Source organism: Rhodococcus sp. 06-418-5 (assembly GCF_002258285.1).
GTDB lineage: Bacteria > Actinomycetota > Actinomycetes > Mycobacteriales > Mycobacteriaceae > Rhodococcoides.
On sequence record NZ_NOYE01000009.1, the window covers coordinates 360,590 to 386,637 of the forward strand.

General features: G+C 66.8%; 13 protein-coding genes. 9 read left to right on the plus strand and 4 right to left on the minus strand.

Annotation, left to right across the window (positions count from 1 at the left end; genetic code table 11):
* Positions 1-23 precede the first annotated feature (23 nt).
* Positions 24-572 (plus strand): hypothetical protein, encoded by a 549-nt coding sequence (locus CH274_RS05535; protein WP_094656839.1) that lies wholly within the window; start codon positions 24-26, stop codon positions 570-572.
* Between the two features lie 86 nt (positions 573-658).
* Positions 659-5,248 (plus strand): EAL domain-containing protein, encoded by a 4,590-nt coding sequence (locus CH274_RS05540; protein ID WP_094656838.1) that lies wholly within the window; start codon positions 659-661, stop codon positions 5,246-5,248.
* A 1-nt stretch (position 5,249) separates the two neighbouring features.
* Here the strand turns inward: CH274_RS05540 and CH274_RS05545 are convergent, their stop codons facing one another.
* The 3 genes from CH274_RS05545 to CH274_RS05555 form a co-directional block, all read right to left on the minus strand.
* A complete protein-coding gene (locus CH274_RS05545) occupies positions 5,250-6,710 on the minus strand; it encodes a dynamin family protein (RefSeq protein WP_032396077.1) in 1,461 nt (486 codons plus the stop codon).
* The gene (locus CH274_RS05550; RefSeq protein WP_045196879.1) at positions 6,707-8,515 is read right to left on the minus strand and encodes a dynamin family protein; all 1,809 of its coding nucleotides are present in this window, start codon (positions 8,513-8,515) and stop codon (positions 6,707-6,709) included. Before CH274_RS05550 ends, CH274_RS05545 begins: the two co-directional genes overlap by 4 nt.
* A gap of 148 nt (positions 8,516-8,663) precedes the next feature.
* Positions 8,664-11,189, minus strand: coding sequence for an IniB N-terminal domain-containing protein (locus CH274_RS05555; RefSeq protein WP_094656837.1), 2,526 nt, complete (start codon positions 11,187-11,189; stop codon positions 8,664-8,666).
* A 261-nt stretch (positions 11,190-11,450) separates the two neighbouring features.
* Between CH274_RS05555 and CH274_RS05560 the strand changes: the two genes are divergently transcribed.
* The 6 genes from CH274_RS05560 to CH274_RS05585 all read left to right on the plus strand — a co-directional run bounded on the left by CH274_RS05560 (position 11,451) and on the right by CH274_RS05585 (position 21,158).
* On the plus strand, positions 11,451-13,220 hold the full coding sequence (locus tag CH274_RS05560; protein WP_094656836.1) for an Hsp70 family protein: 1,770 nt from the start codon (positions 11,451-11,453) through the stop codon (positions 13,218-13,220).
* Positions 13,221-13,227: 7 nt separating this feature from the next.
* Positions 13,228-15,738, plus strand: a complete 2,511-nt coding sequence (locus tag CH274_RS05565) for a helix-turn-helix transcriptional regulator (RefSeq protein ID WP_094656835.1) — start codon at positions 13,228-13,230, stop codon at positions 15,736-15,738.
* 43 nt (positions 15,739-15,781) lie between these two features.
* The gene (locus tag CH274_RS05570) at positions 15,782-16,942 is read left to right on the plus strand and encodes a hypothetical protein (protein ID WP_094656834.1); all 1,161 of its coding nucleotides are present in this window, start codon (positions 15,782-15,784) and stop codon (positions 16,940-16,942) included.
* Positions 16,939-18,585, plus strand: coding sequence for an Hsp70 family protein (locus CH274_RS05575; protein WP_094656833.1), 1,647 nt, complete (start codon positions 16,939-16,941; stop codon positions 18,583-18,585). Before CH274_RS05570 ends, CH274_RS05575 begins: the two co-directional genes overlap by 4 nt.
* Before the next feature lie 75 nt (positions 18,586-18,660).
* Positions 18,661-19,959 (plus strand): S1 family peptidase, encoded by a 1,299-nt coding sequence (locus tag CH274_RS05580; protein ID WP_179275635.1) that lies wholly within the window; start codon positions 18,661-18,663, stop codon positions 19,957-19,959.
* Positions 19,960-20,048: 89 nt separating this feature from the next.
* Entirely contained in the window at positions 20,049-21,158 is a 1,110-nt protein-coding gene (locus tag CH274_RS05585) for a S1 family peptidase (protein ID WP_094656832.1), read from the plus strand.
* 281 nt (positions 21,159-21,439) lie between these two features.
* Here the strand turns inward: CH274_RS05585 and CH274_RS05590 are convergent, their stop codons facing one another.
* Positions 21,440-22,096 carry a hypothetical protein gene (locus CH274_RS05590; protein ID WP_032396083.1) on the minus strand — a complete coding sequence of 219 codons (657 nt, stop codon included), beginning with the start codon at positions 22,094-22,096 and terminating at the stop codon, positions 21,440-21,442.
* A 579-nt stretch (positions 22,097-22,675) separates the two neighbouring features.
* Here CH274_RS05590 and CH274_RS05595 point away from each other — a divergent pair.
* The gene (locus CH274_RS05595; RefSeq protein WP_094656831.1) at positions 22,676-25,954 is read left to right on the plus strand and encodes a (Fe-S)-binding protein; all 3,279 of its coding nucleotides are present in this window, start codon (positions 22,676-22,678) and stop codon (positions 25,952-25,954) included.
* Positions 25,955-26,048 lie beyond the last annotated feature (94 nt).

Consider the following 26,048-nt stretch of genomic DNA (forward strand, 5'->3'; position numbering starts at 1 on the left):
CGCCGACGGATAGACTCCTGCGCGTGGCCGATGAACAGAACGACCCGACATCGCGGAGGCCCCGCCCTCCCCGTCCGCAACCACCGCGGCCCGATGTCGCCGTCGAACCGCTGCGGCCACGGCAGGAGCCCACTTCCTCGGTACTGCCGAAGGTCGCGAATGCGCTGTGGGCACTGACAGCGGCACTGATTCTCGCGTTGGCCGCGGCGGCCGCCCTGAACTGGGAGCCTGTGCTCTCCGGCGTCGAAAATGCAGTAGCGCAACAAGATTCGACAGCAAGTGCGGCCGACGTCCGCAACACTGCCTCGGCCACGCTGCTGTCCAGCGGGGCCGCCGCGGCTGTGCTCGTGCTGCTCGGTTTCGTCGCACTGAATCTACTGCGCAATGCAGCGACGTCGTCGAAGGTCCTGATGGGCGCGGTCGGAATCCTGACCGTCGGTGCATCGATCACGTTCTCGACGTTCGTCTCCGACGCTCCCGCGTTGCTCGGTGGCGTCCTGCACTGGGGGCCGTTCGTCGTCGCGGGTGCCTCCGCGGCCACCACCCTCGTCGCGCTCGCACCCCGGCGCTGACGAGTCGCGTCCGCGCGTCCGAAGAACGTACGGTACCGGTCATCGTGTGGTTGAGTGAGTGCCGACGTCCAGGAAGGTGCCTGCCGATGGTTGACGGAAACGATGGCCATCCCAGATTGCGGGTGGTCGGAGTCGGCAGTTCGGCCGGTGGACTGGACGCGGTCGCCCGGTTCCTCTCCGGAGCTCCGGCCGCCGCTTCCTGGTGTTTTGTCGTGGCTCAGCACCGAGCTCCGAATCAGGACAGTGCCCTGGTGGAACTTCTCTCGCACCACACGACGATGGCAGTGGTGGCCGCCGTGGATGGAGCGAAACTCGAACCTGGGGTCGTCTACGTGGGGCCTCCCGGCTCGGACATCGTGGTCGCGAAGGACTCGATACGACTTCCGCAACCCAGTCCACAGAAGCGACCATGGCCGAACATCGATCGGTTGCTGCAGTCGTTGGCCTCGGAATTCGGCCCCGACGCCGTGGGCGTGGTCCTGTCCGGCAGCGGCGGTGACGGTGCCGCCGGGGCGACCGCGATCCGCGACGGCGGCGGGGTCGTTGCAGTCCAGGACCCGACGACCGCGGCATTCGAGCAGATGCCCACCTCCACCCTCGACACCGGGTCGGTGAATCTGACCGCTCCTGCCGAGTCCATCGGCACCGAACTGCACGACCTGTTGTTCGGGCGATCGGCGCGCCCTGCGGACGAGCAGACCGGTCCCACAACGGACGGGGCAGCGGCGGAGGACCGACCCCGGTCGGAAGTCTCGACCGACACCCCGGATCCGGACGCGGCAGATCTGGCGACGATCGTCGAGTGCCTGCGCCTGGCCACCGGTATCGACTACTCGCGCTACAAGCGTTCGACGTTGAGTCGACAGATCGAGCGTCGTCGACACGGTAAAGGGATCTCGGTGGCCGAGTATGCCGCCTCGCTGGCGGACGACACCGCCGAAGCCGGTGCACTCGCACGAGCGATTCTCGTCAGTGTCACCTCGTTCTTCCGCGACGGAGCAGTGTGGGAGAGCGTGGGACTGCGGTTGAAGACCGTGGTCCGTTCGCTGGCGGCTCACGAACCCCTCCGCCTGTGGATACCCGGATGTGCAACGGGAGAAGAGGCTTACACGATTGCGATGTTGGCTGCCGATGCTCTCGATGGTGCCGAGAACAGGAGTGGGCTGAGCAGCAGATTGAAGGTGTTCGCCACCGACCTCGACGACGCTGCGCTGACCGTCGCGCGGCGAGGCCAGTACCGCGCCACCGAGGTCGAGGCCGTTCCACAACGGCTTCGTGACCGATGGATGTATCAGTCCACCGCCGGATGGGCCGTCGTCCCGGAACTGCGCGAGTGCATGATCATCGCTCGCCACAATGTGGCGTACGACCCGCCGTTTCCTCGGGTGCACCTGATCTCGCTCCGCAACACACTCATCTATTTCGAGCCGCGCCTCCAGGCACGGGTGATGGATCTGTGCCACTACGCCCTGGTGCCGGACGGGCTCGTCGTTCTCGGCTTGTCGGAGCGAATCTCCAATGTCGATGCCGTGTTCACCGCGGCCGACTACACACACCGAATCTACCGGCGGGGCGACTCGAGCCGCCTGCCGTCCATCGCCGTGACTCGACGCCTTCAAGCTCCACCGGCCGGCGGGGCCAATTTCCCGAGCGGCACAGGCCCGACTCGCGCCGACACCGAACTCCCATACCGCCGCATACTCCAGATCACCTCGGCTCCGATGCTGATCGTCGACGACCGCGATGTACTGATCGAGGTGATCGGCGACGTCTCACGATGGTGCACGGTCGGCGAGGGTAGACAGACCGGGGCGGTGGCCGAGATCATCCGGGAACCCTATCGCCTCAAGGTGCGGACGCTACTCAGTCGACTGCGTCAAACCGAGTCCACAACAGTGGAATTGGTGGCCGGCGAGGCACATCGCGTGCGCATCACGGGCGCTCGGGTATCGACGGAGTTCACGACCCGGACGGTCGTGTCGTTCCGCGCCGAGGAGTCTGCGCCCACGCACGGAACGGTGGATTCGTCCACACCCGTCCTGGACATGAATGCACAACTCGACTCCACGCAGCGGGCGCTGGAGGCCATCGTCGCCGACCTCGGATCTTCGAACGAAGAACTGCAGGCGATGAACGAAGAGCTGCAGGCATCCTCGGAGGAATTACAGGCCACCACCGAAGAAGCCCAGGCCGCCAACGAGGAACTCGAAGCGACCAACGAGGAGCTGACGACCCTCAACCAAGAACTCCAAGCGCGCACCAACGAGGCGCAACAGGCCAACTCCGATCTCACCAACATTCAGTCGTCGCTCACCAGCGGACTGATCATCATCGACCGCGAACTGCGCGTCACCCGCTTCACTCCCCTCGCCGTTCGCTTGTTCTCGTTGATCGACGCGGACCGAGGCCGACCGCTCACAGCCATTCCCTCCACGGTCGAGATCCCCGGCCTCGAGGAGGACCTCAACGCGACACTCGAACATCGCCAGTCGCGCATACGCGAAATCAGCAGCGCCAACGCCGATTACCTTCTGCAGACCCAGCCCTATCTGGGTTCCGACGGCGACGTGCGGGGTGTCATCGTGGTGGTGACCGATGTCGGCGAGATCAGCGCCACGAGGCGGGCTCGCGATGCCGCACTGAGCAATTTTCACCTCGTTGCCGACTCCATCCGCGAGATAGTCTGGCAGCGCGACGCCACCGGCACGCTGACGTTCGTCAACTCACGCGTCGAGGACATCTACGGTCTCGACCGCGACAGGGTCATGGCGGAGCCGCGGCTACTTCTGTCGACCGTGCACCCGGAGGACCGAGACCGAGTCGCCACTGTTTCTGCTGCTGCCGAACAAGATTGGACATGCGAGTATCGCATCGTCCGTCCGGACGGATCGATTCGTTGGATCGAAGAAGTTGCCCACACGGTCCGTACGACCGACCCCGCCGACCGACTGGTCATCGGCAGCGCCGTCGATGTCACCGACCGCCGAGTCTTCGAGGACCAGGCAGCGGAGCGGAGTGCCGTACTCGACGCACTCTTCGGCACGGTCACCGCCGGGATCGTCGTGCTCGATCGCGAGAACCGGATACTGTCCATCAGCACCGGTTTCACGGCCATCACCCGATTCGAGCCACACGAATTGATCGGAACGAGCCTGTCGATGCTCATCGATCGAAGGGCCGGAGCCGTGGCCCCTTCACCCGAGATCGAACCGGGTCCGGCGGACAACGGTGCGTTCGACAGCTGGACGGTCGTCGACGCACATGGATCGTCGCATCCGATCAGTATCGAATTCCGTGCCGTACCGGTGAAATCCGATTCGCCCGCCGGACCGCATTCGGTTGCAATCGTTCACGACACCTCACGGATACGCGAAATCAGCGCCGACCTGGCCGCTCGGGAACAGTTCGACCGACACACCGGTCTGCTCACCAGGCAGTTCTTTCGATCACGCCTCGCCGAACTCCTGGATTCCGGGACCACGAGAGTCGCTGCACTGTGGATCGACCTGGACGACTTCAAGGAGATCAACGATCGCTTCGGGCATCGTGCAGGTGATGTCGTACTGCGCACGGTTGCTGCACGACTGCAGCAGGCTGCACGCCGACACGACATCGTCGGTCGTCTCGGCGGCGACGAATTTGCCGTTCTCGTGACCCGAAGCGAGGACCTGGACAGCCTCGAGATCCTGACGCACAGAATTCTTCTGGACTTACGGAACCCGATCACCCTCGTCGACGCGACGGTGTACGTCTCGGCATCGATCGGTATCGCCCTGAGTCCGGACGACGGCACAACTGCGGACGCACTGCTGCACAACGCCGACACGGCCATGTACGAAGCGAAGAAAGGCGGCCGTGACCGTCACATGTACTTCGCTCCAAGCATGAACGCGATCGCAGACGACCGGGCATCGATCCGCCACGAGCTGGGAGAAGCGTTCCGCAACAAGGATTTCGAGTTGCACTACCAGCCGATCGTCGATGTGAGCACCGGCCGGGTGACGATGCTGGAGGCACTGGTCCGATGGCGGCGGAACGGGGTCGTCGTTCCCGCTCAGGAGTTCATCGACCACGCCACTCAGACAGGCCATCTCCGGGCGTTGGGAAAGATCGTTCTCACGTTGCTCGATGCGGATCTGAACCTACTCGAAGACGAACTCGGTGAGACCCGCCCACAGGTGGCCGCGAATTTCTCCGGAATCGAACTCGACGAACGCGACGTCATCGACCGTCTCATCACCTGGGCACCACCAGGAGGGTTCGACAAGCTCGTCATCGAGGTCACCGAATCGGCATTGCTCGACGAGCACGGTCGAGCCCGAGACACCCTGGGCATACTGAAACGATTCGGCGCGAAGATCAGCATCGACGACTTCGGCACCGGATACTCGAACCTCGAGCTGCTCGACAGACTCGAACCGGACGTCATCAAGATCGACCGATCTCTGCTTCAGCGAGCATCGAGTCACCCGCGCGGCCGAGCCATTCTCGATGCCGCTGTGCGACTGGCGAAAGCGCTCGATGCACGAACCGTAGTCGAAGGCGTGGAGAGCCAACAGATGTGGGACTACGTGTGCACACTGGGCGTGGACATGGCGCAGGGATATCACATTGCCCGACCGATGCCGCTACGCCAGGCGATCGACTGGATCGCCGCGGCCGATTCGGCCCGATAGATCAGGCCAGAGACGCGAGTATTCCTTCGGCGCTGCGGGCCGCCGTGGCGCACGAGGTTGAGGTGAACCGGTCCAGCAGTGGATGCTCGGACAATGCGCGCCACTTGTGCACGGCCGCCAGCGCGGTGTCGCGCTGCTGAGCTCGTCCGGCATCGGGAGGCAGATCGAGACGCTCGGTGGCAGCGATACCGAAGCCACCGATGATGCGCTGCAGCTCGAGCAGTCCGCCGTCGGGCAGTTTCGGTGTGGTGGAACGCAATCGACCGAGCAGACGCAGTTCGGCGAATCCGTGCACGTCGGCGAGCATTCGGCCGGCCTCGGTGCGAAGCGCGTGAGACTCCGGCCTGAACTCCAGGATCCGTTGCAGCGCAACCAGAGCCGAATGCAACTTCAGCTGGTCGGCACGTTGACCGAACTGCACGTCGATCACCGACCGAAGTTCGGTGAGCCCACTGCGCTCGACCAGATCGGCAGCCAGCGTCGGCGAATCGCGCACCCCGAGCCGAATCAACGTCACAGCCATCCGAATACCGAACAGCCCGAACCGGTCGACGATGCTGGCCCGCAGCGCTGCATCGACCGGGAGCGTGCTCTCCGCGCGCACGAAACGGTCGGCCGAGAGCATCGCCAACTGCAGATCCTCGGTGGGCACGGTCGCCAGCATCTCGAAGGCCGCGAACTCGTTCTGCCGCAGGGTTTCCGCGCCGAGCGCGAGCAGTCCTGCAACCGGAACCACCGCCTGGCACAGGCCGGTGGCCTCGAGTTCGGACGCGAATCGCGCAGCGACCTCCTTGGCCGACATCATCGCGTCCATCCGCCCCGAACCCACCTCGTCGGCTCGCGAGACGACGCCGATCACACCGAGCGGTCCCGAATCGCCGCCCACGTGCGCGCCGATCTGACCGAGAAACGACACGTCGGTCGCATTGAGAGTGCGCAGCAGATACACGACGGCGTCCGCACCCGACGACGAGTTCTCGGGCGTGAGCATCGCCAACGTGCGTGCCGACACGTCTCGCGACAGAGACGAGGTACCGGGGGTGTCGATGATCGTCGTCTGTGCCAAAGCGCTTGCAGGCCATTCGACGTCGAGTCGGTCGACCTGCGCGGCCGTCAACGACCCGAGGTCGAAGGTCAATCGCCCGTCGCGCCGTTGCACCGGCACGTTCGCGGCTCGGTCACCGTCGTACCAGGCCGTGACGGCGGGAGTGACGCCGTTGCGGTACCACGTGACGACCTTCGTGCACTCGGTGGCGTCGGTCGGGGCGATATCCTGCCCGACGAGAGAATTCAGCAGCGTCGACTTACCTGCCTTGAGTGATCCCGCGAGGGCCACGCGCAGCGGCTCGTCCAGGCGGTAGAGGCATTCGTCGAGCATCCAGGACGCTTCGGCATCACCGGAGTACGTCGATCGTGCCGCAGAGATGAGGTCGCGGGCCCGGGCGAGAGCCGCCACGCTCATACGGCAGCGTCCTCGACCAGAGATACTGCCCGAGAATTCAGTTCGGACACCACCCGCATGTCCTTCTCCAGCGCGGCGATGCGAGCGGCACGGTCGGTGTTGTCGGCAGCGGCGGCCTCCTGCGCCGAGCGCAACGACTCGTTGAGCGAGCGCAGCGTCTGCTCGGCGATCGAGGTGAAGTGATCACGCAGGACTCGCTGAATCTGCCGCAGCCGGTCCTTGGACTCCTTGCCCACCTGGAAGCTGACGTCGTCGGTGAATCGCCTGATCGCGATCTTGGCCTCGGACCGCCGCGCTTTGACGCGGTTCTCCTTGTCCTCCTTGTACGCCTTGGTGCCCAGCAGTACGCCCGCACCGATCGAAATAGGGTTGAGCAGACTCAATCCGACGAACGTGGTGATCAGGCCGAACATCAGCACACCGCCGTAAGACCCGCGCATTCCCACCAGGACCTTCTGGGTGATTCCGATACGACCGGATTCCAGATCGGCCAGGGACGAGACGGGATCGAGGACGTTGTCGAGATCACCGAGATCCAGATCGGGCAACGCTGCCGCTCCGGACGAGGCGAAGTGTTCGGCCACCAACTCCGAAAGCCACAGTGCCCGTTCGTGAGCCCAGACGAAGTTGTCGCCCACCGACGCGGCGATCTGCTCCTCGAGCCACTCGCCGAGCTGCGGCCAATCCTTGCCCGGATCCCCCTCGTCGACGGTCTCTTCCGCTTCCCGGGTGACGCGCCGCAACCGGTCGCGCAGATCGTGATCGATGTCGGAGGCGAGATCGGCGATACCGTCACCGAGGGTCTGCTGCCATTGCGACGACCGCTTGTGCAGCTCCTCGGCGGCGGCCTTGGCGCGCTGCAGCCCGGCGACGGCCGCGGCGGCTCGCTCCGGATCCTTCAGTGCCGCAAGCTCACTACCGAACGAGAGCGTCAGATGTTCGGTGACAGAACGGACATCGAGCGAGACCGAGGAGCGCGCCAGCACATCCGCCCGGGCCACCACGTCGTCCCGCAGAAACGCGTAGAGCTGCTGGAAACCGGACTCGGCGTTGAGTTCCTCGTCGTTCAAACGCAGTGCGTGCGAACGCAACAGAGACGAGACCGGCAACATCTGCACGTCGATGCCTGCGCGATCCAGGTGTCCACGATTGGCCTCGACGATCTGCCGCCAGTGCGGATACAGGTCGATCTTGGTGATCAGCACCGCCACGGCCGGGCACAGTCCCTGCACCTGCCGGAGAAAGGACAGTTCCGGCTCGGTGAATTCGCGCGAGGCATCGGACACGACGAGCACCGCATCGGCCGACGGAATGAGACCCAATGTGCCTGCAGCGTGCGGATTCGTGTGCCCACCGACTCCGGGAGTGTCGACCAGTACCAACCCGTCGGCGAGCAACGGGCTCGCCACCCCGATGTCCAGGCGCAACACCTCACGGCCTTGGGCCAGCGGACTCGACGGGGTGACCGTCGTGATCTGCTCGGGCGGAACATCGACTCGAATCGGTTCGTTGCCCGGATCGGCGAGTACGAGCTGCGCGGACAGGCTCTCGGCATTGGACACCACGGTCGGGATGGCGGTGGTCTCGTCGTCTCCGACCGAGCACACCGTCAGATTGAGCAGCGAATTCACGAACTGACTCTTGCCCTGCTTGAGCGGTCCGACCACGATGATGCGTCGACGTGGATCCAGCACTCGCGAGCGCGCCGCCTCGACTCGATCCACCAGGTCGGATCTTCCCGCCGATGTCGCCACCGCCGCGGTTCGGCTCAGCAGCTCTGCCAGCTCCGTAGATTGCCCGTCCATACGCTCGTGCTCACAACCGTTCTCGTCGACTTCCGCGGTACCCGGGCTCCACTGACGCCCAGGAACGAACTCTAGCTACGACTCGGCCCCGAGTGCCGGGGAACACTCGGGGCCGAGTCATGTCATTGCCTACCCGCAGGCGAGGGGATCAGGGCTGCGTCGGGTCGAAGTCGTGATCGACGGTCACATGTCCCAGGGAGTCCGCTGCCGAGTCCACCGAACCGTGCAGGCTCGAGTCGCTGAACAGGCTCGAATCGGTCTCGCCCTGACCGAAGACGTCCGAGTCGACGCTCGACCAGCCGGAGCCGTTCGCCGTAGCCGAGGAATCGAACGAGCTGGAGTGATCGAACGATCCCGATGCCGCGGAGGAAAGGCTGCCGCCGGCGTCCGCCAGTCCCTCGACACCCGACTGCAGGCCACCGGTGAGGCCGCCCGCGGCCTGGCCACCGAGGTCGGCAGCGGAATCAAACCCGCCGCCCGCGGAAGCCGCAGCGTCCGCACCAGCATCCAAACCCGCACCCACGGTGGACGCGAAGTCGCCTCCGATCGAGGCACCGGTGTCCAGTCCTGCGCCGACGTTGGACGCGATCTCGCCGCCCACCGAGGTTCCGGCGTCGACTACTCCGCCCGCGGCACCTTCGAGGCCACCGGTAACCGAGCCTGCAGCTCCCGCGGCACCTTCGAGGCCCGCACCTGCCGACGCCGCTGCATCGATTCCGCCGCTCACCGCACCGGTGACGGCTCCTTCGAGTCCGGCACCGGCCGAGGCCGCAGCATCCACGCCACCGGCGACTCCGCCCGCCACTCCGCCCGCGATACCGCCGCCGAGGCTGCCGAGTCCGGCCAGGCCGCCGGTCAGACCCGCACCTGCATCACCCACTCCGGCCAGACCACCGGCCACACCTGCACCGACGTTCCCGACGCCGGCCAGGCCACCGGCCAGATCTGCACCGACGTTTCCGACGCCGGCCAGGCCACCGGCCAGTTCGCCACCCACGTTTCCGACGCCGGCCAGGCCACCGGCCAGTTCGCCACCGACGTTCCCGACGCCGGCCAGGCCACCGGTCAGATCAGCACCGACGTTTCCGAGGCCTGCGAGTCCTCCGGTGAGGCCCGCGCCCAGTCCGCCGAGTCCGGCCAGGCCGCCCGACAGGTCTGCGCCGAGTCCGCCGACTCCGGCGAGTGCTCCTTCGACGGTTCCCGAGAGGTCTGCTCCGGCGGCAACCGCTGCGTCGATCGCTCCGACGAGTCCTGCGCTGACGTCGGCTCCGGCTCCGAGTGCGGCTCCGAGGTCGAGTGCTGCGCTGGTGTCGAGTACCGATTCGAGGGCGGTGCCGAGCTGGGCTCCGGCTGCTCCGCCGACGCCGAATGCCGTTCCGAGGATGCCTTCGAGGCCGCCGGCAACTCCGCCTTCGAGGCCGCCGACAAGTCCGCCGCCGATGTTTGCGCCTGCTCCGATCGTGCCGTCGAGTGCAGCGTCGAGTGCGGCGGTGAGGCTGCCGATTGCGCTGGTGTCGAGATCGAGTGCGGTTCCCAGTGCGCCGCCGACCACTGCGCCGAGGTTGCCGCCCGCGGCCAGCAGGGCGTCGACATCGAGGTCTGCGAGGGCACCTGCGTCGAGGACTGCTCCGAGCGCGGATCCGATGGATCCTGCGATGGCACCGTCTGCGGCGAAGAGACCTCCCAGGCTCGCGCCGACTCCGCCTGCGAGGTCGCCGACCAGTGCGCCGCCTGCGCCGAGCGCGCCGTCCAATGCGGCACCGATGTCGGTGGTCAGATCTGCTCCGATGGTTCCCAGCCCGCCGAGTGCGCCGCCGATTCCCGCGGTCAGAGCGGCACCGAGGTCGCCGGCGATGTCCAGTCCGGCTCCGGCACCGAGTGCGGCGTCGAAGACTCCTCCGAGGGAAGCGCCGAGCTCTGCACCGATGGTTCCGCCGACTCCGAAGACCGCACCGAGTGCGCCGGCCAGGCCGCCCTGGATGTCGGCCAGTGCGCCGAGATCGACGGCACCGGTCGCGCCGATGGCGGCGTCGAGTGCTGCCTGCAGCTGTGCGGCGATGTCTCCGCCGATCTCACCGCCGATGCCTGCGCCTGCTCCGATCAGTCCGGTCAGTGCAGCGCCGAGTCCGACGGTTCCGCCGAGCAGACCGTCGAGGTCCAGATCCACGCCGCCGCCGAGCCCGCCGCCGATACCTGTGCCTGCACCGATCAGAGCGTCGAGTGCGCCGCCGAAGGCAGTGCCGAGCTCGAGACCGATCTGGCCTCCGACGGCCAACGCTGCAGCGAGTGCTGCCTGCAGGGAAGCAGCGATCTCACCGGTGACGTCGATTCCTCCGGTCAGGCTGCCGCCCGCTGCGAGTCCGCCGCCTGCGACTGCGCCTGCTGCCAATCCGAGTCCGGCGGACAGTCCGCCACCGAGGCTCGCGCCTCCGGCGAGTGCGCCGTCGAGTCCCGCCGACCCGCCTGCACCCAGGATGGCCGAGAGCTGGCTGCCCGCACCGGCGAACAGTCCCGACTCCGCGACCAGAGGTGCGACCGCGACGATGTCGGCGTGAGTGACGTCGCCGAGTCCCGCGGCGGCCAGCGTCGTCTCGGGATTGGCGCAGTAGGCGGCTGCGGCCTGGTCGTCGCGCAGCAGGCTGAGGATGAAATCGAGTACGGCGTTGGTAGCCATCGTGGGTCTCCTTGACGAGGGGTGCTTCGTGGTTGATCACAAAGCTATGCACCGCAGAGCCCCCGCCCAACGGGGCCGATCCCCCTACTCCCCCGGGGGTTGCCAGGGGACTTCGATTAGGGGATCTCGGCGCTTTAGGGGATTTCACTCGTTTCACGCTCTAACCTGCTGTGAGACGTAACGAATAGGTAGCTTCTGCCGACAGTGCGAGTAACGGCAGAAGTACCGACGGCAGGGCGAGACGAAGGCGGCGACACGACGATGAACGCAGGGCTCGGCATACGTATCGGTTCGGTGACGGCGGCGGCCGCACTGGACACCGATCCCGTCACCTCGGTGGTCAAGCGTTCGGCACTCGACCTCCGCCCGGGCGAAGCCCCGCGTCTGGCAGAGCTGTGGGACCGGTCCACTCGGAATCTGATCAGCGGCTTCGCCGACCGGGTCGGCGATCCGGTGGAACTGATCGACGACGACGGCCGCAGCCATCACGCCGAGGACCTGTACGCCACCGCTGCTCGCGCGCTCGTTGCCGAGGCCTCCGCCGGAACCGAGTCCGCTCCTACCGTCGTCGTCACTCACCCCACTCGCTGGACCGCGTACACCGCGGAGGTTCTCGGTGACGCGCTGGACCGCGCGGGGCTCACCGACGTCACGCTGGTCCCGGAGTCCGTCGCAACGATGCGCTGGCTCGAAGTCACCCGAGGAACGCAGTCCGATGGCCTGGCCGTGGTCTACGACCTCGGCGCGACCGCACTCGACGTCACTCTGATGCGCACCGGCTCCGAGGCAGGCACCGTCGGCACCGGGGTTCACTCGCAGGAGTACGGCGGAGCGCAGTTCGATCACGCGATCATGCAGTACGTGCTCGACACCGTCTCGGGCAGCCAGTCCTTCGAATTCGATCCCTTCGATCCCGATACCGTCGGCGCGCTGGTGGAACTGCGGGCACGCTGCGGTGAAGCGAAGGAACAACTCTCCTACGACACCTCGACGTCCCTGACGGTCGACCTGCCGGGCCTGCACACCGAGGTTCGCCTGGTGCGCTCCGAGCTCGAAGAACTGGTGCGCGCATCTCTGCTCGGGTCGATCGGGGTGGTACGCGACGCCGTCACGGCCGCCGGCCTCGACGTCACCGACATCGACCAGGTGGTCCTCGTCGGTGGCAGCTCGGCCATACCACTGGTCGCCGAGCTGATGTCGTCCGAACTGCGTGCACCCGTGGTCGCCGGACCGCGTCCCGAACTGACCGTCGCAATCGGTGCCGCGATTCTCGGCAGCGACATCGCCGACGCCACCGCCTCCGACGACGCCGCAGCCTTGGCCGCGGCACCCACCACGGCAGTGGCGTCCGATGCGGCGGCCGCGCCGATGCCTCGCCCCACCCCCCGGCCCGCACCGACGCCAACCGCCGTCGAATCCGACGCAGGGATGTCCGGTCGCAAGAAGGCCGGCGTCGTGGCCGGATCCGTTCTCGTCCTCGCCCTTCTGGCCGGCGGAGGCCTGTCGGTGGGAACGGCGTTGACCTCCGACAACACAACTCCGGCCGAATCGAACGCGGAAACGTCGATCTCGAGCACCGAGACGCCGGGCACCACCGCAGCGGTGGCGGATGCCGCTACGACGACGGCGGCCACCGGCGAGAACGGTGTCGCCGCAAGCGGATCCGAGAGCGCACCGACCACGGTGGTCAACGCCGACGGCACGGTGACGCAGATCGACCCCGCCACCGGCGCTCCGGTCGCGGGAGCGCCTGCTGCAGCCCCAGCCGACAACGGCGCGGCCACGGTTCCGACTGTCCCGTCCGTCGCTGCTCCGACCGTTCCCAACTACCAACCGCCTGCCGTGCAGGTTCCGCAGGCACCGAGCGTGCAGGTTCCCAGTTATCAGGGCCCCACTCTCGGCGATGTCGGACAGGGCGTCGGTAACGGGCTCGGCGGAGTGGTCGGCGGCGTCGGTGACGGGCTCGGCGGTGCCGTCGGCGGCGTCGGTGACGGACTCGGCGGAGCCCTCGGCGGCTTGACCGGCCGATAGGTCGATCGTGACCAGTACGCGTTCCGGACTTGTCGGCGTCGAGCGTGCCGATCGTTTCGTCCGTGATGCTCTCGTAGCCAACGGATTTCATGTCGTAGTCGGAGTGAGCGGCTCCGGCCGATCCGCGGTTCTCGAGTCCGTTGCGGCGTCGACGGACGTGTACGCGGGCACCATCGCCGACGCGCCGTCCGGCTCGACGATTCTCGTCGATGATGCGCACCTGCTGTCCGAGCAGCGTCTCGACGAGATCGCAGCGGCTGCAACCCGATCCGATATCACTCTGATCGTCGCCACCGCGCCGCGCAGTTTCGATTCACGCATCGAGAAGCTGATCGCGTCCGCCGGCTCCAACCGATTGACACTGGTTCCGCTGGACAAGGTGGCCATCGCGGCCAGGGCTGCAGCAACCGTCCGGCCGATCTCGGCGTCGCTCGCCGCTGCCGTCGCCAAGGCGACCGGCGGAGTTCTCGCCGCTGTCGACGCGGCCCTCGGTGCGCTCGGCGGGGACCGTTCCGATCCGGCTCCGCTTCGCGTGGTCGCCGAATCGATTGCCGAACAACACCGTCGGATGCTGATCGAGACCACCGACGACACACGGGCACTGCTGCTCGCAGCTCGGTTCGGCGTCACACCGGACCCGGCATCGGCCGCGCAGATCGTGCCGCGTGCGACCGATGTCGAGTCGATCGTCGATCTGGCCTGCAGCTCCGGCATGCTCGACACCACGGGCACGTTGATTCCGTCCGCCGAGGCCCCGCTGATCGAGATGATCGGAGACGGGCGCTGCCGCGTCCTGCTCTCGTCGATCACCGAGGTCGCCACCCGATCCCGCCTGCTCGACGCCACCGCGGCCCGTGCGTTGGCGGAGCGCGGCGTCGTTCATGCCGGTCTCGCCGATTATCTTGTTCAGCAGGCGGATTCGGCTCCCGTCGATGCCGCCGGTGCCCTGTACGGCGCGGCCGTCGAGGCAGGGTTCGATTCGATGATGCTGGCTGCGAGACGGTCCGAGGTCGCGGCGGCCACCGGGGATCTGGACGAGGCGGCGAGATTCGCCGATGCGATTCTCGACGGTGCCGCGGGGTGCGATGCGGCGGATCTGCGGACCGCGGTGCGAGTGTCGGCGTCGATTGCGGCGCAACGCGGAATGTCCTCGCGCAGTGCGCAGTTGTTCGCGTGGCTCGGCGAGGACCGACTCGGACCCGACGCCGTGTGGGCTGCCCTGTCCGCCGCGGCAGCCGGTGATCGCAGCGCCGCCGACCGTTCCATGGCTGCCGTGGCCGCTCTCGCGCCGACGTCGAGTACCGCGTCGGGCAGCCTGCTCGTCACCGGAGTGATCGGGTCGATCGATTCGCGAAACGCAGCGGCGTCGAGTGCGAGTGCGAATGCACTGATGCGGGCAATGACGTTGACGGGCAATGCTTCCGATCGCTCGTGCACACCGGATACTGCCGCTGCCGTGTCGGCCTTGCACGCGGTGCACTGCGGCGATCTGCCCCGGGTGGATTCCATCGTGACGCGGGCACTCGACGAACATCGTCCTGGTTCCGAGGCGCACACCAGGCTGAGCCTCGTCGGGGCCTGGGCGTCGATGCTGCGGGGAGAGACCGCCGATGCCGGTGCCGCGATCGAGGCACTGCGGATTCCGGTGTCGCACGTGCGCAATCAGTTGTTTCTGCACGCGATTCGGGTGGGTCTGGCTCGTAGGTCCGGTGACTCGGGGTCACTGATCACGGCATGGACCCAGGCGCAGAGCGTGATCGCCGAGTACTCCACAGACCTGTTCGCGCTGCTGCCCCTGGGCGAGTTGCTACTGGCCGCAACACGACTCGGCCAGGTGGACCGCGTCGAACATCTGGTGTCGCAGGCAACCGATCTGCTCGCAGCGCTCGGCGATCCGCCCGTCTGGGCGTCGGCGCTGCATTGGTACCAGGTGCAGGCGGCCATCGTGGCCCAGACTCCCGATGCGTTGGTGCCGCACGCCAAGGCCCTGGCCGCTGCCGCTCCGACTCACCCGTACAGCGCCGCTCTCGCCGCTGCCGGTCGCGCATGGCTCGGGGTGTTGCAGGGCAGACCCGACGCAACCGAGGTGGAGACCTCCGCGCGCACCCTCACCGCCTTCGGGCTGCCATGGGACGGAGCCCGACTGGCGAGCGAGGCCGCCCTGACCGTCACCGATACTGCGACGGCGACGTCGCTGCTGCACATCGCCAGGTCGTTGCGCCAACCCAGCTCGACCGGGCGCGACAACCCGCGGTCGACGCCGCAGCCGACGGGCTCGCTGAGCGAACGCGAGGCCGAGGTCGCCGAACTGCTCGTCCTCGGAGTCACCTATCGCGAGGTCGGCAGCCGGCTCTACATCTCCCCGAAGACCGTCGAGCATCATGTGGCCCGCATTCGGCGCAGGCTCGGTGCCCAGTCGCGGTCGGAGCTGATCTCGATGCTGCGCGCCATGGGCTACGGGGCCTCGACCAGCGTGGGCGTCGGCCCTGTAACTGTGCGGGGACCGGGAGCGACATAACGACCGAGCACCACTCCCCGAGTCGAGAACAGGTAGCAGCGCCATGACCGAGCAGCCCGGCAGTGCGAGTGTCGGCGCACCGGATGTCGGCCTCTACCTGGACGACGAGCGCGCCGTCGCCGCCGTGTCCCATCCGATTGCGCCCGGACCCTCGCTGCACCTGGCGTCACTGCACGCGACCGTGCTCAACACTCATCCCGACGGCACCGTCTCGCTCGGAGATGCGACCGACGACGAGTCCGAGGCCTACACACATTTTCTCGACACCCTCGCCGACGGCGTGGGTGTCAGCGGCAGCAAGGGCACTGTTCTGCCTGCCGAGCAGCTGACGTCGATGGCCCTGCTGTGCCTGCTCACCGAGGTGGCGTCGTCGATCGATCTGCAGCCGCGCGATCTGGCGGCGGCCGCGACCTACCCTGCCCGCTGGACGGCCGAGCAGGTGTTCGCTCTGCGTTCGGCGATGAACGCACACGGCCTCGCCCACGTCTCGCTGGTGCCCGAGGCCGAGGCGCTCGCCGCGTGGAACGCGTCGGTCCTGCAGACCCTGCAGAAGAAGGACTCCGGCGTCGCCGCCGCCCGCGGTGCTGCGATTCTGGCTGCTCGATTCCCCGTCGATGCCGTCACCGAGCGGTTCGCGGTGGTCTCCCCGACCGGATCCGACCGTCGCCCACTCTTCGCTGCGGCGGCGTTCGCTGCTGCGTTGACCGTCGGTGCCGCACTACTCGCACTGCAACTCGGTACGTCCACCGATACCGCGGTCCCCACCATCGACAATGCCCAGGTGGTGCCGCCGACATCCTCGATCGGCTCCGGATCGGGTGGCCCGATCGACTTCCCCACCGTCGTTCTCGAGCCTGCCGCTGAGATCGCTCCCGTCGTTCCGCTGCCCGCGACCACCACGTTCGCGGAGGAGACGACTCCGACCGAAACCTCCGACCTCCCGCGGCGCGAGCCGACCGAGACCGAGATCTCGACACGCCCGGCGAACGAGGCACCCGAGGACACCACCCCCGAAAAGCCTCCGATCTTCGTCGAACCGGTCGAGCCGGAACTGCCGGTCGAGGAGCCGACCGATCCGCCCACCGAGACTCCCGAATCCGGCCAGGACACCGAGCAGACTGCATCCGAGCAGGTTCCGGCGGCCCGCGGCGGCACACCCTCCGACCGAGAGCCGAACGACCGATCGACAGGGGACACTCGATGAGCGGTACCGGTCACCTCGGAATCACCGTGGGCAACACCAGGTCCGTCGCGGCCTACCGCGCATCGGTGGAGGACGAACCGACGATCGTCGTCCTGCCGACGACCCTGCGCTTCGACGAGGACGGCCGCGCCCACCTCGGTGAATCGGCCGACACGGCCCCGTTCACCCGGTTCGTCGATCTGGTCGGTCAGCAGGAGGATCTCGAGCCCGACGCCGACGCCTACCGCGCCGAGGACCTGATGGCCAACGCCGCCAATTGCCTCGTGACGATGGTGTCGGCGAAGGACGGCGTGGTCGGCGACATGCCCGTCACGACCATGACGTACCCGATGCGGTGGACTCGGGCCGCCGTCGCCCTGCTGCGCGACGCCCTCGATCACACCGGCCTCGCCGACGTTGCCCTGGTGCCCGACGCCAAAGCCTCGAGCGCGTTCGCGCAGCCGAGCTCTTCGGCTGCGGTCACGGTGGTCGACATCGGAGCCACCGGCACCGACATCTCCACCTATCCCGGAGGTGGGACCGTCCGTGTCTCCGGCGTAGGCGGAGACGCCTTCACCGACGCACTCTTCGATCACGTGGTGACCGATCGCGAGCACATCGACCTGTCCGACGCGGCAGTGCTGGCTGCCCTTGCCGGCGTCGTCGCCTCGTGCGAGGCGGCCAAGCAGACCCTGAGCACGGCCGAGACCGCCACGATCTCCGTCGAACTTCCCGGTGTCTCGCAGTCCACGACGGTGACACGAGCCGAGTTCGCGGACCTCGTCGCGCCGTTGCTTCACCGTCTCGACGTACCGGGGACCGGCACCGTGATACTCACCGGTGCCAGCGCCTCACTCCCGTCGGTCGCGACGCACCTCGGTGAACGCTCGTCGGGCCGAGTACTCGTCGAGCCGCTCGCTGCGACCCGCGGCGCACTGGTACTCGCCGAGGTCGAGGACGTCGACGGCAACTCGCTGGTGACCGGTGCCGCGCCGATCGTCACCCGTAACGACGGCACGGAGTCCCTCGACACCGACGCCATCCCGGTCGTCGCGCCGGAACCGTCGCTCGCCTTCTCCGAGGCCATTCCCGCGGTCGCTCCGGTGTTCGACCATTCGGAATTTCGATCCGAGCCGATCGTTCCGGTCGACGAGAACGCCGCGACCACCGGTTACGTTCCCGCCACCCCGGTTGTCGACGCATCGGCAGGGGCGAAGAAGGAACGCAGCGAGCGCTCCCGAACGATCGCCACCATCGTGGCCGGCGCAGCGGCAGGCGTGGTCATCGTGCTCGCCATCGCGGCAGTGAGCGGAGTGTTCGGCTCCGGCCCCGCCGCGACGCCTCCGACAGTCACCGATGCCGGCTCGCCGATCGTCACCTCGACTCGCACGCCGTCGACCACCACCTCGAGCCCCGTCGAGCCCGTCGTCGTTCCGGAAGTGATCGACGAGCCGACGTACGAGCCGTACGTCCCGCCCGCGCCTTCTCCCCAGCCTGCCCCGCCGCCTGCGCCGGTGCCCGCGCCGACGACGGTGGTCCCCACCACGACACCGGTGGTCACCACGACTCCGGTGACGACAACCCCGGTCACCACCACGACTACGACCACCACCACGACCTCGGCTCCGGTGACGACCACGACCGACCCGGTCCCCAACCCCTGACCTGCACGAACACTGATTCTGCGCCCGATGCCCTAGGGTGGGTCGCTGATGCCAAGCACCCGATGAAGGGATTTCATGCGTAACACCGGGGCGCTGCGTGCCGCAGTGCTGTGTTCGACGGCTTTCGTTCTTCTCGCTTCGTTCTCCGGGACGGCAGCAGCGGACCCCGTCGTCCAGTCACCCGCCGATCAGCTTCCCCGCGAGCTCGTCGAGGCCGTGCAGCGAGATCTGAAGATCTCCCCGCAGGAGTACCTCGATCGTGCTGCTCGCGCGCAGGAACTGTCCGCATACGCATCGGACTTCCGGGCCAGCCGTCCCGCCGACTTCGCCGGTGCCTGGATCGGGCCCGACGGCAATGCCGTCGTCGCCGTCACCTCGCCTGCCGCGGCACAGGCCGTCGCCAAGGACGGATACGCCACCGCGCAGTCGCCCGTGTCGGCAGACGGGCTCGAGAAGTCGCTGGCCGATCTCAACAGTTGGATCGCGGGCCTCCCCCGCGAGATCTCGGAGCAGATCAACGGCACCGCCATCGACTTCATCGACAATCAGATCGTCATCGACCTGGTGAACAGCCCGATCGGCAGCGCACTGAATCTGCCGACACTGCTGGCGAACATCAAGGTCATTCTCTCTCCCGGCGGAAACAAGCCGGTCGACCCGACTCCGATGGGCGGCGACACCTACGTCACCACCTCCGGACCCATCGCCGACGCTCCGGCCACCGACATCAGCATCTGCTCGTTCGGCTTCAACGCCGTCGCCCCCTCCGGTGCCGCCGTCAATCTCAGCGCAGGCCACTGCAATCCCGACAAGGCCACCGGATCCGGCGGCGCACCGGTCTATCTTCCCGATCCGGCCGATATCGCACGCAGCACGCAGATCGGGTCGTTCGATCGGTCGAGTCTGGGCGCGGAGGACGGCCTCGACTGGTCGGTCATCGCGTTGAACGACACCGGCATCGCGTCCGGACTCGACCGCCCCACCGTCCGTGGCGCGAACGGCAGCACCGTCACCGTCACCGGAACAGCATCACCGGTCATCGGCGCACCGGTCTGCAAGTCCGGGCAGTCGTCGTCGTTCACCTGTGGAGTGGTTGCGGCCGATCGCGTCGAGACGCAGCTCTACATGGAGGACGGCACGTCCCGCACCGTACGCGGATTCGCCAGCACCGCATGCACTCTCGCAGGCGACAGCGGTGGAGCCATCGTGACCGGGACACTCGCCCTCGGCATCACCAGCGGATCCAACAGCGGCGGCGCACCCGACTGCAACGAGGCGAACCTCGCGCTGGCACAGTACGGCGGCACCGCCAGCCTGGGCATTCCCATCGATCAGGTCACGCGCGCAACCGGAGCCACGCTGCGAACCGACTGAGTCGGGTACTTCGGGAGCCCTCCACCGCCTATAGTCGTACTCCAGGGTGAACGGCATCACATCACCAGATGCCCGGGGGAGAGGTTTCTATGCGTCGCCGAGCTTTCCGGCTGTCGTTCGTCGCGGTTCCGATTCTGGCGACGATGGCGGTGTTCGCACCGACCGCGAGCGCAGAACCACCATTGCCTCCCGCGCTGGCCGACGCCGTGGCCCGTGACCTCGGCCTGACTCCGCAACAATTCCTCGATCGGGCCGACGCGGCACGTCGACTGGCCGACTTCACCGATACGGTCGGTTCCGACGGGGTCGCGAGCGCGTGGCTGGACGCCGACGGACGCCCCGTCGTCGCGGTGGCGGACGGACCTACCCGCGCCGACGTGGCAGATGCCGCGTCCGCCAACGGCTTCGAGATCGATGCCTCGCCCCTCGTGATCCCCCAGGCCATGTTCGATGCCGTCCGGCCGCTGTGGGACCTACTCCACTTCGATCCGTCACCGACGGCAGGCCCGATCCGTGCGAGTTCGTATCTCGGCGGCGACAGCTTTCTCGCGGGCACACCGGCCGGCCTCGGGCAACGTTGCTCGCTCGGGTTCAATGCCGTCGACACGACGCGCGGATCGGTCAACATCACTGCAGGCCACTGCAATCCGAGCACCACCGATACCGGCTCCGCAGCACTGACGGGCGCGTACCCGATGTACGGCAGTCTCGTGGGCTCGAAATTCGGAACGTTCTACCGAACGAGCCAGTCGCGCAACGACTACGCCTTGATCGACATCGACGACGCAAACGTCGCCGAATTCGAGAGCAACGCAGTGCGAGTCCCCGGAGCGGACCCGCTGCATGTCACCGGCACGGTCGACCCGATCGTGGGTGCGCCGGTCTGCAAGTCCGGATCCAGAACCGGATTCAGTTGCGGCACAATTCTTTCCACCGGCCTGCAGGTGGCACTGGGAGACAACGTCCTGGACCGCAGTTTCTCCACCTCGATCTGCGCGCTACGCGGCGACAGCGGCGGCCCCGTCGTCAGCGGCACCCTCGCCGTCGGAATCGCCAATGCGTCGAACGTGGGAGACCAGCCCTCCTGCGAGATCGCGACCGTCGTCAGCATGCTGCAGGGTCAGCGACCCGAGCTGTTCGCCACCCCCATCAACGACGTACTCGCAGAGAACCCCGGTCTGACCATCCGAACCTCGTAGGCGTCCACCCGGACAAACACACCCGCGCTCCGTATGATCCGACGAGTCCATCGCTGCGAGGCGCATTGGCGCGCTCGAACAGTGCACCCGTTCGACTGCTGAGGCGGAACCTTCCATGACCGAACTGCTGTCCGTCGGATTCACACTCTTCGGCTACGCCTACACCATCGTCGTCGAGGCCATCTCGCTCGCCACCATCCACGGAGCCTGACGGATTCGAAAGAAACAGGGCCCGCACTCTCGGTGAGAGTGCGGGCCCTGCTCGGCGTATGGGCTGAAGGCTACTTGGCCCAGACCGTGGTGCCCGGTGCCGCGTTCAGCGTGTTGATCAGGTCGATACCGGCAACGACGAGAGTGGGACCGCCGGCGATGATCGTGCCCGCGATGCCGCCCACCGTTGCACCGAGCGGTACCGACGCCAAGCCGACGGGTCCGCCCAGGAAACCGAGTCCACCGACAACAGCACCGATGGCTGTACCCGTGAAGCCACCGATCGCGGTCGCGATACCGAGCTGCGACGAGAAGTTCTGCTGCGCCTTGAGGTTCTCCTCGGGCGAGGCGACGGTCGTCGCGCCGATGCTGCGCGAGTTGGCCGATGCCTTCGTGAAGTCGAGGTTCGGAACCAGACGCAGGGTCTTGCCGTTGTCGTCGACGTTCTGCTCGTAGGGGAAGTTGAGTCCGCCGAGGTTGAACGAGAGCGGAAGCGTCACGAGGGTGTTGTCGGCGGCGTCGAGGACGTCGACCGTCTTGCCGTCGTCGGCGACCTTGAAGACGCCTGCATCGATGGTGGTGACGATCGTGCGATCTTCGAGGTCGACGGTGTAGTTGGTGTCACCGGGGGCTGTTTCCTCGGCGGGCTGCGCGTACGCGGTTCCGCTGGCCAGGCCCATCGCGACTGCGACGAGGGCCGATGTGACGGCCAGTTTGCGAAGTTTCATGTGGAGTTCAGTTCCGTTTCTGTGCAGTGGGTGCTTGGCAGTTCCGCTAGGCAACCGTCAAACGCAAAGTCACCCCGATGACGCGTCTGAGACTTGTGGTGCGCTCGAAATTGTAGCGTACAAATCGGACCGATCGTTGTCCTTCTGAAACCGCCCCGACCTCCACCACTTGTTCACTGTCACAGTCGGATTCGCCGCCTGTGCAGCATCGGCATACGTGAACTCCATCGAAGTCGCTGCAATCTGTCGTAGCCCCCGAGACTGGAGCGCAACCAGTACTCGGCGTCGGTTTCCGCTGGATACCGATACGGCGACTCCCCGCCAAGTAAGGACTGCCTTTGCGAGAACACCTCGACGGCATACGCATACGGTGATCTGCGAGACAACCTACTGACGAGTTCAGCCCACCCGTCGGACGGCCTCATTTGCGCACCAACCAGCATCGCTTCACCCGGCGATGCTAAGTTACCCATCAGTACAGCGGAATTACTACTGGCGAGTAACATAGACCGGAATCCAGCTCGACGGGCTGAACCCGCGGTAGCCCTCCAGCTGCCACCTTTAGCGAAAGGCCGCGACATGAACGCCCTGACGATCACGTTGGGCACAGTCGGTGCTCTGCTCAGCCTCGTGTGTTGGTACGTCTTCATTCGCGGGGGCCTGCGGATGTTCAACATCGTGCGACTGGGCCAGCCGGCACCCGACCGCTGGCGACCGATAGTCCCTCGCTTCAAGCAGATGGTCGTCGAGTTCCTGGCTCACACCAAGATGGTCAAGTTCCGCACCGTCGGCTGGGCACACTGGCTGGTCATGATCGGCTTCATGCTCGGTGCCATCGTCTGGTTCGAGGCCTACGGCCAGACGTTCAACCCCGAGTTCCACTGGCCCATTGTCGGTGACACCGCGGCCTACCACCTCATCGACGAGCTGCTCGGACTCGGCACCGTCATCGGCATCACCACGCTGATCATCATTCGCCAGCTCAACCACCCGCGTAAGCCCGAGCGTCAGTCGCGCTTCGCCGGCTCCGGGTTCAAGGCCGCCTACTTCGTCGAGGCCGTCGTGCTCATCGAGGGCCTGGGCATGGTGTTCGTCAAGGCGGGCAAGATCGCCACCTACGGACACTCGAACCCGTACACCGACTTCTTCACGATGCGCTTGGCCGAGCTCCTGCCGGCCAACTCGAACATGGTCTCGGTGTTCGCCTTCATCAAGCTGATGTCCGGCATGATCTGGCTCTACATCGTCGGCTCGCGCATCAACTGGGGTGTCGCGTGGCACCGCTTCACCGCGTTCCCCAACATCTACTTCAAGCGCATGGACGACGGCACCGTCGCACTCGGGCCGGCCAAGCCGATGATGTCCGGCGGCAAGGTCCTCGAGATGGAAGAGGCCGACCCCGACGTCGACGCGTTCGGCGCAGGCAAGATCGAGGACTTCAGCTGGAAGGGCTGGCTCGACTTCACCACGTGCACCGAGTGCGGCCGCTGCCAGTCGCAGTGCCCCGCTTGGAACACCGGCAAGCCCCTCTCCCCCAAGCTGCTGATCATGTCGCTGCGCGACCACAGCCACGCCAAGGCCCCGTACCTGCTGGCCGGCGGCAAGAAGGACATGGCCGGCGACGAGGTCGGACTCGTCGACGCCGAGGGCAACGTCGATCAGAAGGCGCTCGACGCCATCCCGCAGAACGCTCGTGACGAAGCCGATCGCAAGCTCGTCGCCGACGCCATCGAGGGCGGCATCATCGATCCCGAGGTGCTGTGGAGCTGCACCACCTGCGGTGCGTGCGTCGAGCAGTGCCCGGTGGACATCGAGCACGTCGACCACATCATCGACATGCGCCGCTACCAGGTGCTGATCGAATCGGAGTTCCCGTCCGAGCTCGCAGGTCTGTTCAAGAACCTCGAGAACAAGGGCAACCCGTGGGGCCAGAACTCCAAGGACCGGCTCAACTGGATCAACGAGATGGACTTCGACATCCCGGTCTTCGGCCAGGACGCCGATTCGTTCCAGGACTACGAGTACCTCTTCTGGGTCGGCTGCGCCGGTGCCTACGAGGACCGCGCGAAGAAGACCACCAAGGCCGTCGCCGAGCTGCTCGCCACCGCAGGCGTGAAGTTCCTGGTGCTCGGTGCCGACGAGACCTGCACCGGTGACTCCGCTCGCCGCGCAGGCAACGAATTCCTGTTCCAGCAGCTCGCCATGCAGAACATCGAGACGCTGAACAACGTCTTCGAGGGTGTCGAGCAGAACAAGCGCAAGATCGTCGTCACCTGCGCCCACTGCTTCAACGCACTCGGCAACGAGTACCCGCAGGTCGGCGGCGACTACGAGGTGGTCCACCACACCCAGCTGCTCAACCGACTCGTGCGGCAGAAGAAGCTGATCCCGGTGGCCTCGGTCAGCCAGGACATCACCTACCACGACCCGTGCTACCTGGGCCGTCACAACAAGGTGTACGACGCCCCGCGTGAGCTCATGGCGGCGTCGGGCTCCAACCTCAAGGAGATGCCGCGTCACGGTGAGCGGTCCATGTGCTGTGGTGCCGGTGGCGCACGCATGTGGATGGAAGAGAACATCGGCAAGCGCATCAACATCGACCGGGTCGACGAGGCACTGGCGACCAACCCCAAGAAGATCGCCACGGGTTGCCCGTTCTGCCGCGTCATGCTCACCGACGGTGTCACCGCACGTCAGGAAGGCGGCGCACACGAGGGCGTCGAGGTCGTCGACGTCGCACAGTTGATGCTCGAGTCGATCACCCGCGTCGAGTCCTCGGTGCTGGCCGAGAACATCAAGGTCATCCCCCGCGAGCGCACTCCTCAGGAGGAGCTGGCAACGGAGAATGCCGCCGAGGTCGAAGAGGCCGAGCGGATCGCACCCGTCGAGGAACCGGCCGAGGCGAAGTCCGCTCCGGCAGCTCCGGCTCCCAAGGCCGGCGGACTGAAGATGAAGGGTCTGGCCAAGGCTCCGGGAGCCAAGGCACCCGGTTCCGCTGCACCGGCCGACAGTGCCGACGCAGAACCCGCCGCCAAGCCCAAGGGTCTCGGCATGGCCGGCGGCAAGGCACCCGGCGGCAAGGGCCTGCAGATGAAGGGCAAGGCACCCGGCGCGAAGGCGGCTGCACCTGCACCTGCCGAGACTCCCGCGGCGGCCGAAGCACCTGCCACCGCAGAGACCTCGGAGTCGACTCCGTCGGTCAAGCCCAAGGGTCTGGCCGTGAAGTCGGGCTTCAAGAAGCCGGGCGCCAAGGCACCGGGTAAGCCTGCCGAAGCCCCTACTGCCGAGGCCACGGCGTCGGAGGCACCCGCCACCGAGGCTGCAACCGAATCCAAGCCGACCGTCCAGCCCAAGGGTCTGGCCGTGAAATCCGGATTCAAGAAGCCGGGCGCCAAGGCACCGGGTAAGCCTGCTGCCGAAGCGCCTGCTGCTGAGGCTCCCGAGTCCGAGGCTCCTACTGCCGAGGCGACGGCGTCGGCGGCATCCGCCACCGAGGCCGCAACCGAATCCAAGCCGACCGTCCAGCCCAAGGGCCTGGCCGTGAAGTCCGGATTCAAGAAGCCGGGCGCACGCACGCCCGGTGCGGCCGCCGCGACACCCGTCGAGCCGAAGACTGCAGAGCCCGAGAAGGCCGAGCCGACCGAGGAAGCCGCTGCACCCGAGGCACCGAAGGCCGAGGCACCGAAGGCCGAGGCACCGGCACCAGAGGCACCGGAGGCCGAGGCACCGGCAGCAGAGGCACCGAAGGCCGAGGCGTCGGACGCAGCGGGTGAATCCGACGATCGCACTCCGCCCAAGCCGAAGGCCGGTGGACTCGGATTCGCTCCGGGGGCAAAGGTTCCGGGTCGCCGGAAGTAACTTCACACCCTTTTCACCGACTGCGCGCCCTTGCTCACCTCAGAGCAGGGGCGCGCAGTCGTCAGTAAGGGTGTGAGGTCCACTCCTACGAGTT

What these genes read in the sequence shown, in the direction of transcription:
- CH274_RS05590 (WP_032396083.1), bottom strand. Translation starts at nt 22,096, where the DNA reads ATGAAACTTCGCAAACTGGCCGTCACATCGGCCCTCGTCGCAGTCGCG.
- CH274_RS05580 (WP_179275635.1), top strand. Translation starts at nt 18,661, where the DNA reads ATGCGTAACACCGGGGCGCTGCGTGCCGCAGTGCTGTGTTCGACGGCT.
- CH274_RS05560 (WP_094656836.1), top strand. Translation starts at nt 11,451, where the DNA reads ATGAACGCAGGGCTCGGCATACGTATCGGTTCGGTGACGGCGGCGGCC.
- CH274_RS05585 (WP_094656832.1), top strand. Translation starts at nt 20,049, where the DNA reads ATGCGTCGCCGAGCTTTCCGGCTGTCGTTCGTCGCGGTTCCGATTCTG.
- CH274_RS05550 (WP_045196879.1), bottom strand. Translation starts at nt 8,515, where the DNA reads ATGGACGGGCAATCTACGGAGCTGGCAGAGCTGCTGAGCCGAACCGCG.
- CH274_RS05555 (WP_094656837.1), bottom strand. Translation starts at nt 11,189, where the DNA reads ATGGCTACCAACGCCGTACTCGATTTCATCCTCAGCCTGCTGCGCGAC.
- CH274_RS05540 (WP_094656838.1), top strand. Translation starts at nt 659, where the DNA reads ATGGTTGACGGAAACGATGGCCATCCCAGATTGCGGGTGGTCGGAGTC.
- CH274_RS05570 (WP_094656834.1), top strand. Translation starts at nt 15,782, where the DNA reads ATGACCGAGCAGCCCGGCAGTGCGAGTGTCGGCGCACCGGATGTCGGC.
- CH274_RS05595 (WP_094656831.1), top strand. Translation starts at nt 22,676, where the DNA reads ATGAACGCCCTGACGATCACGTTGGGCACAGTCGGTGCTCTGCTCAGC.
- CH274_RS05545 (WP_032396077.1), bottom strand. Translation starts at nt 6,710, where the DNA reads ATGAGCGTGGCGGCTCTCGCCCGGGCCCGCGACCTCATCTCTGCGGCA.
- CH274_RS05575 (WP_094656833.1), top strand. Translation starts at nt 16,939, where the DNA reads ATGAGCGGTACCGGTCACCTCGGAATCACCGTGGGCAACACCAGGTCC.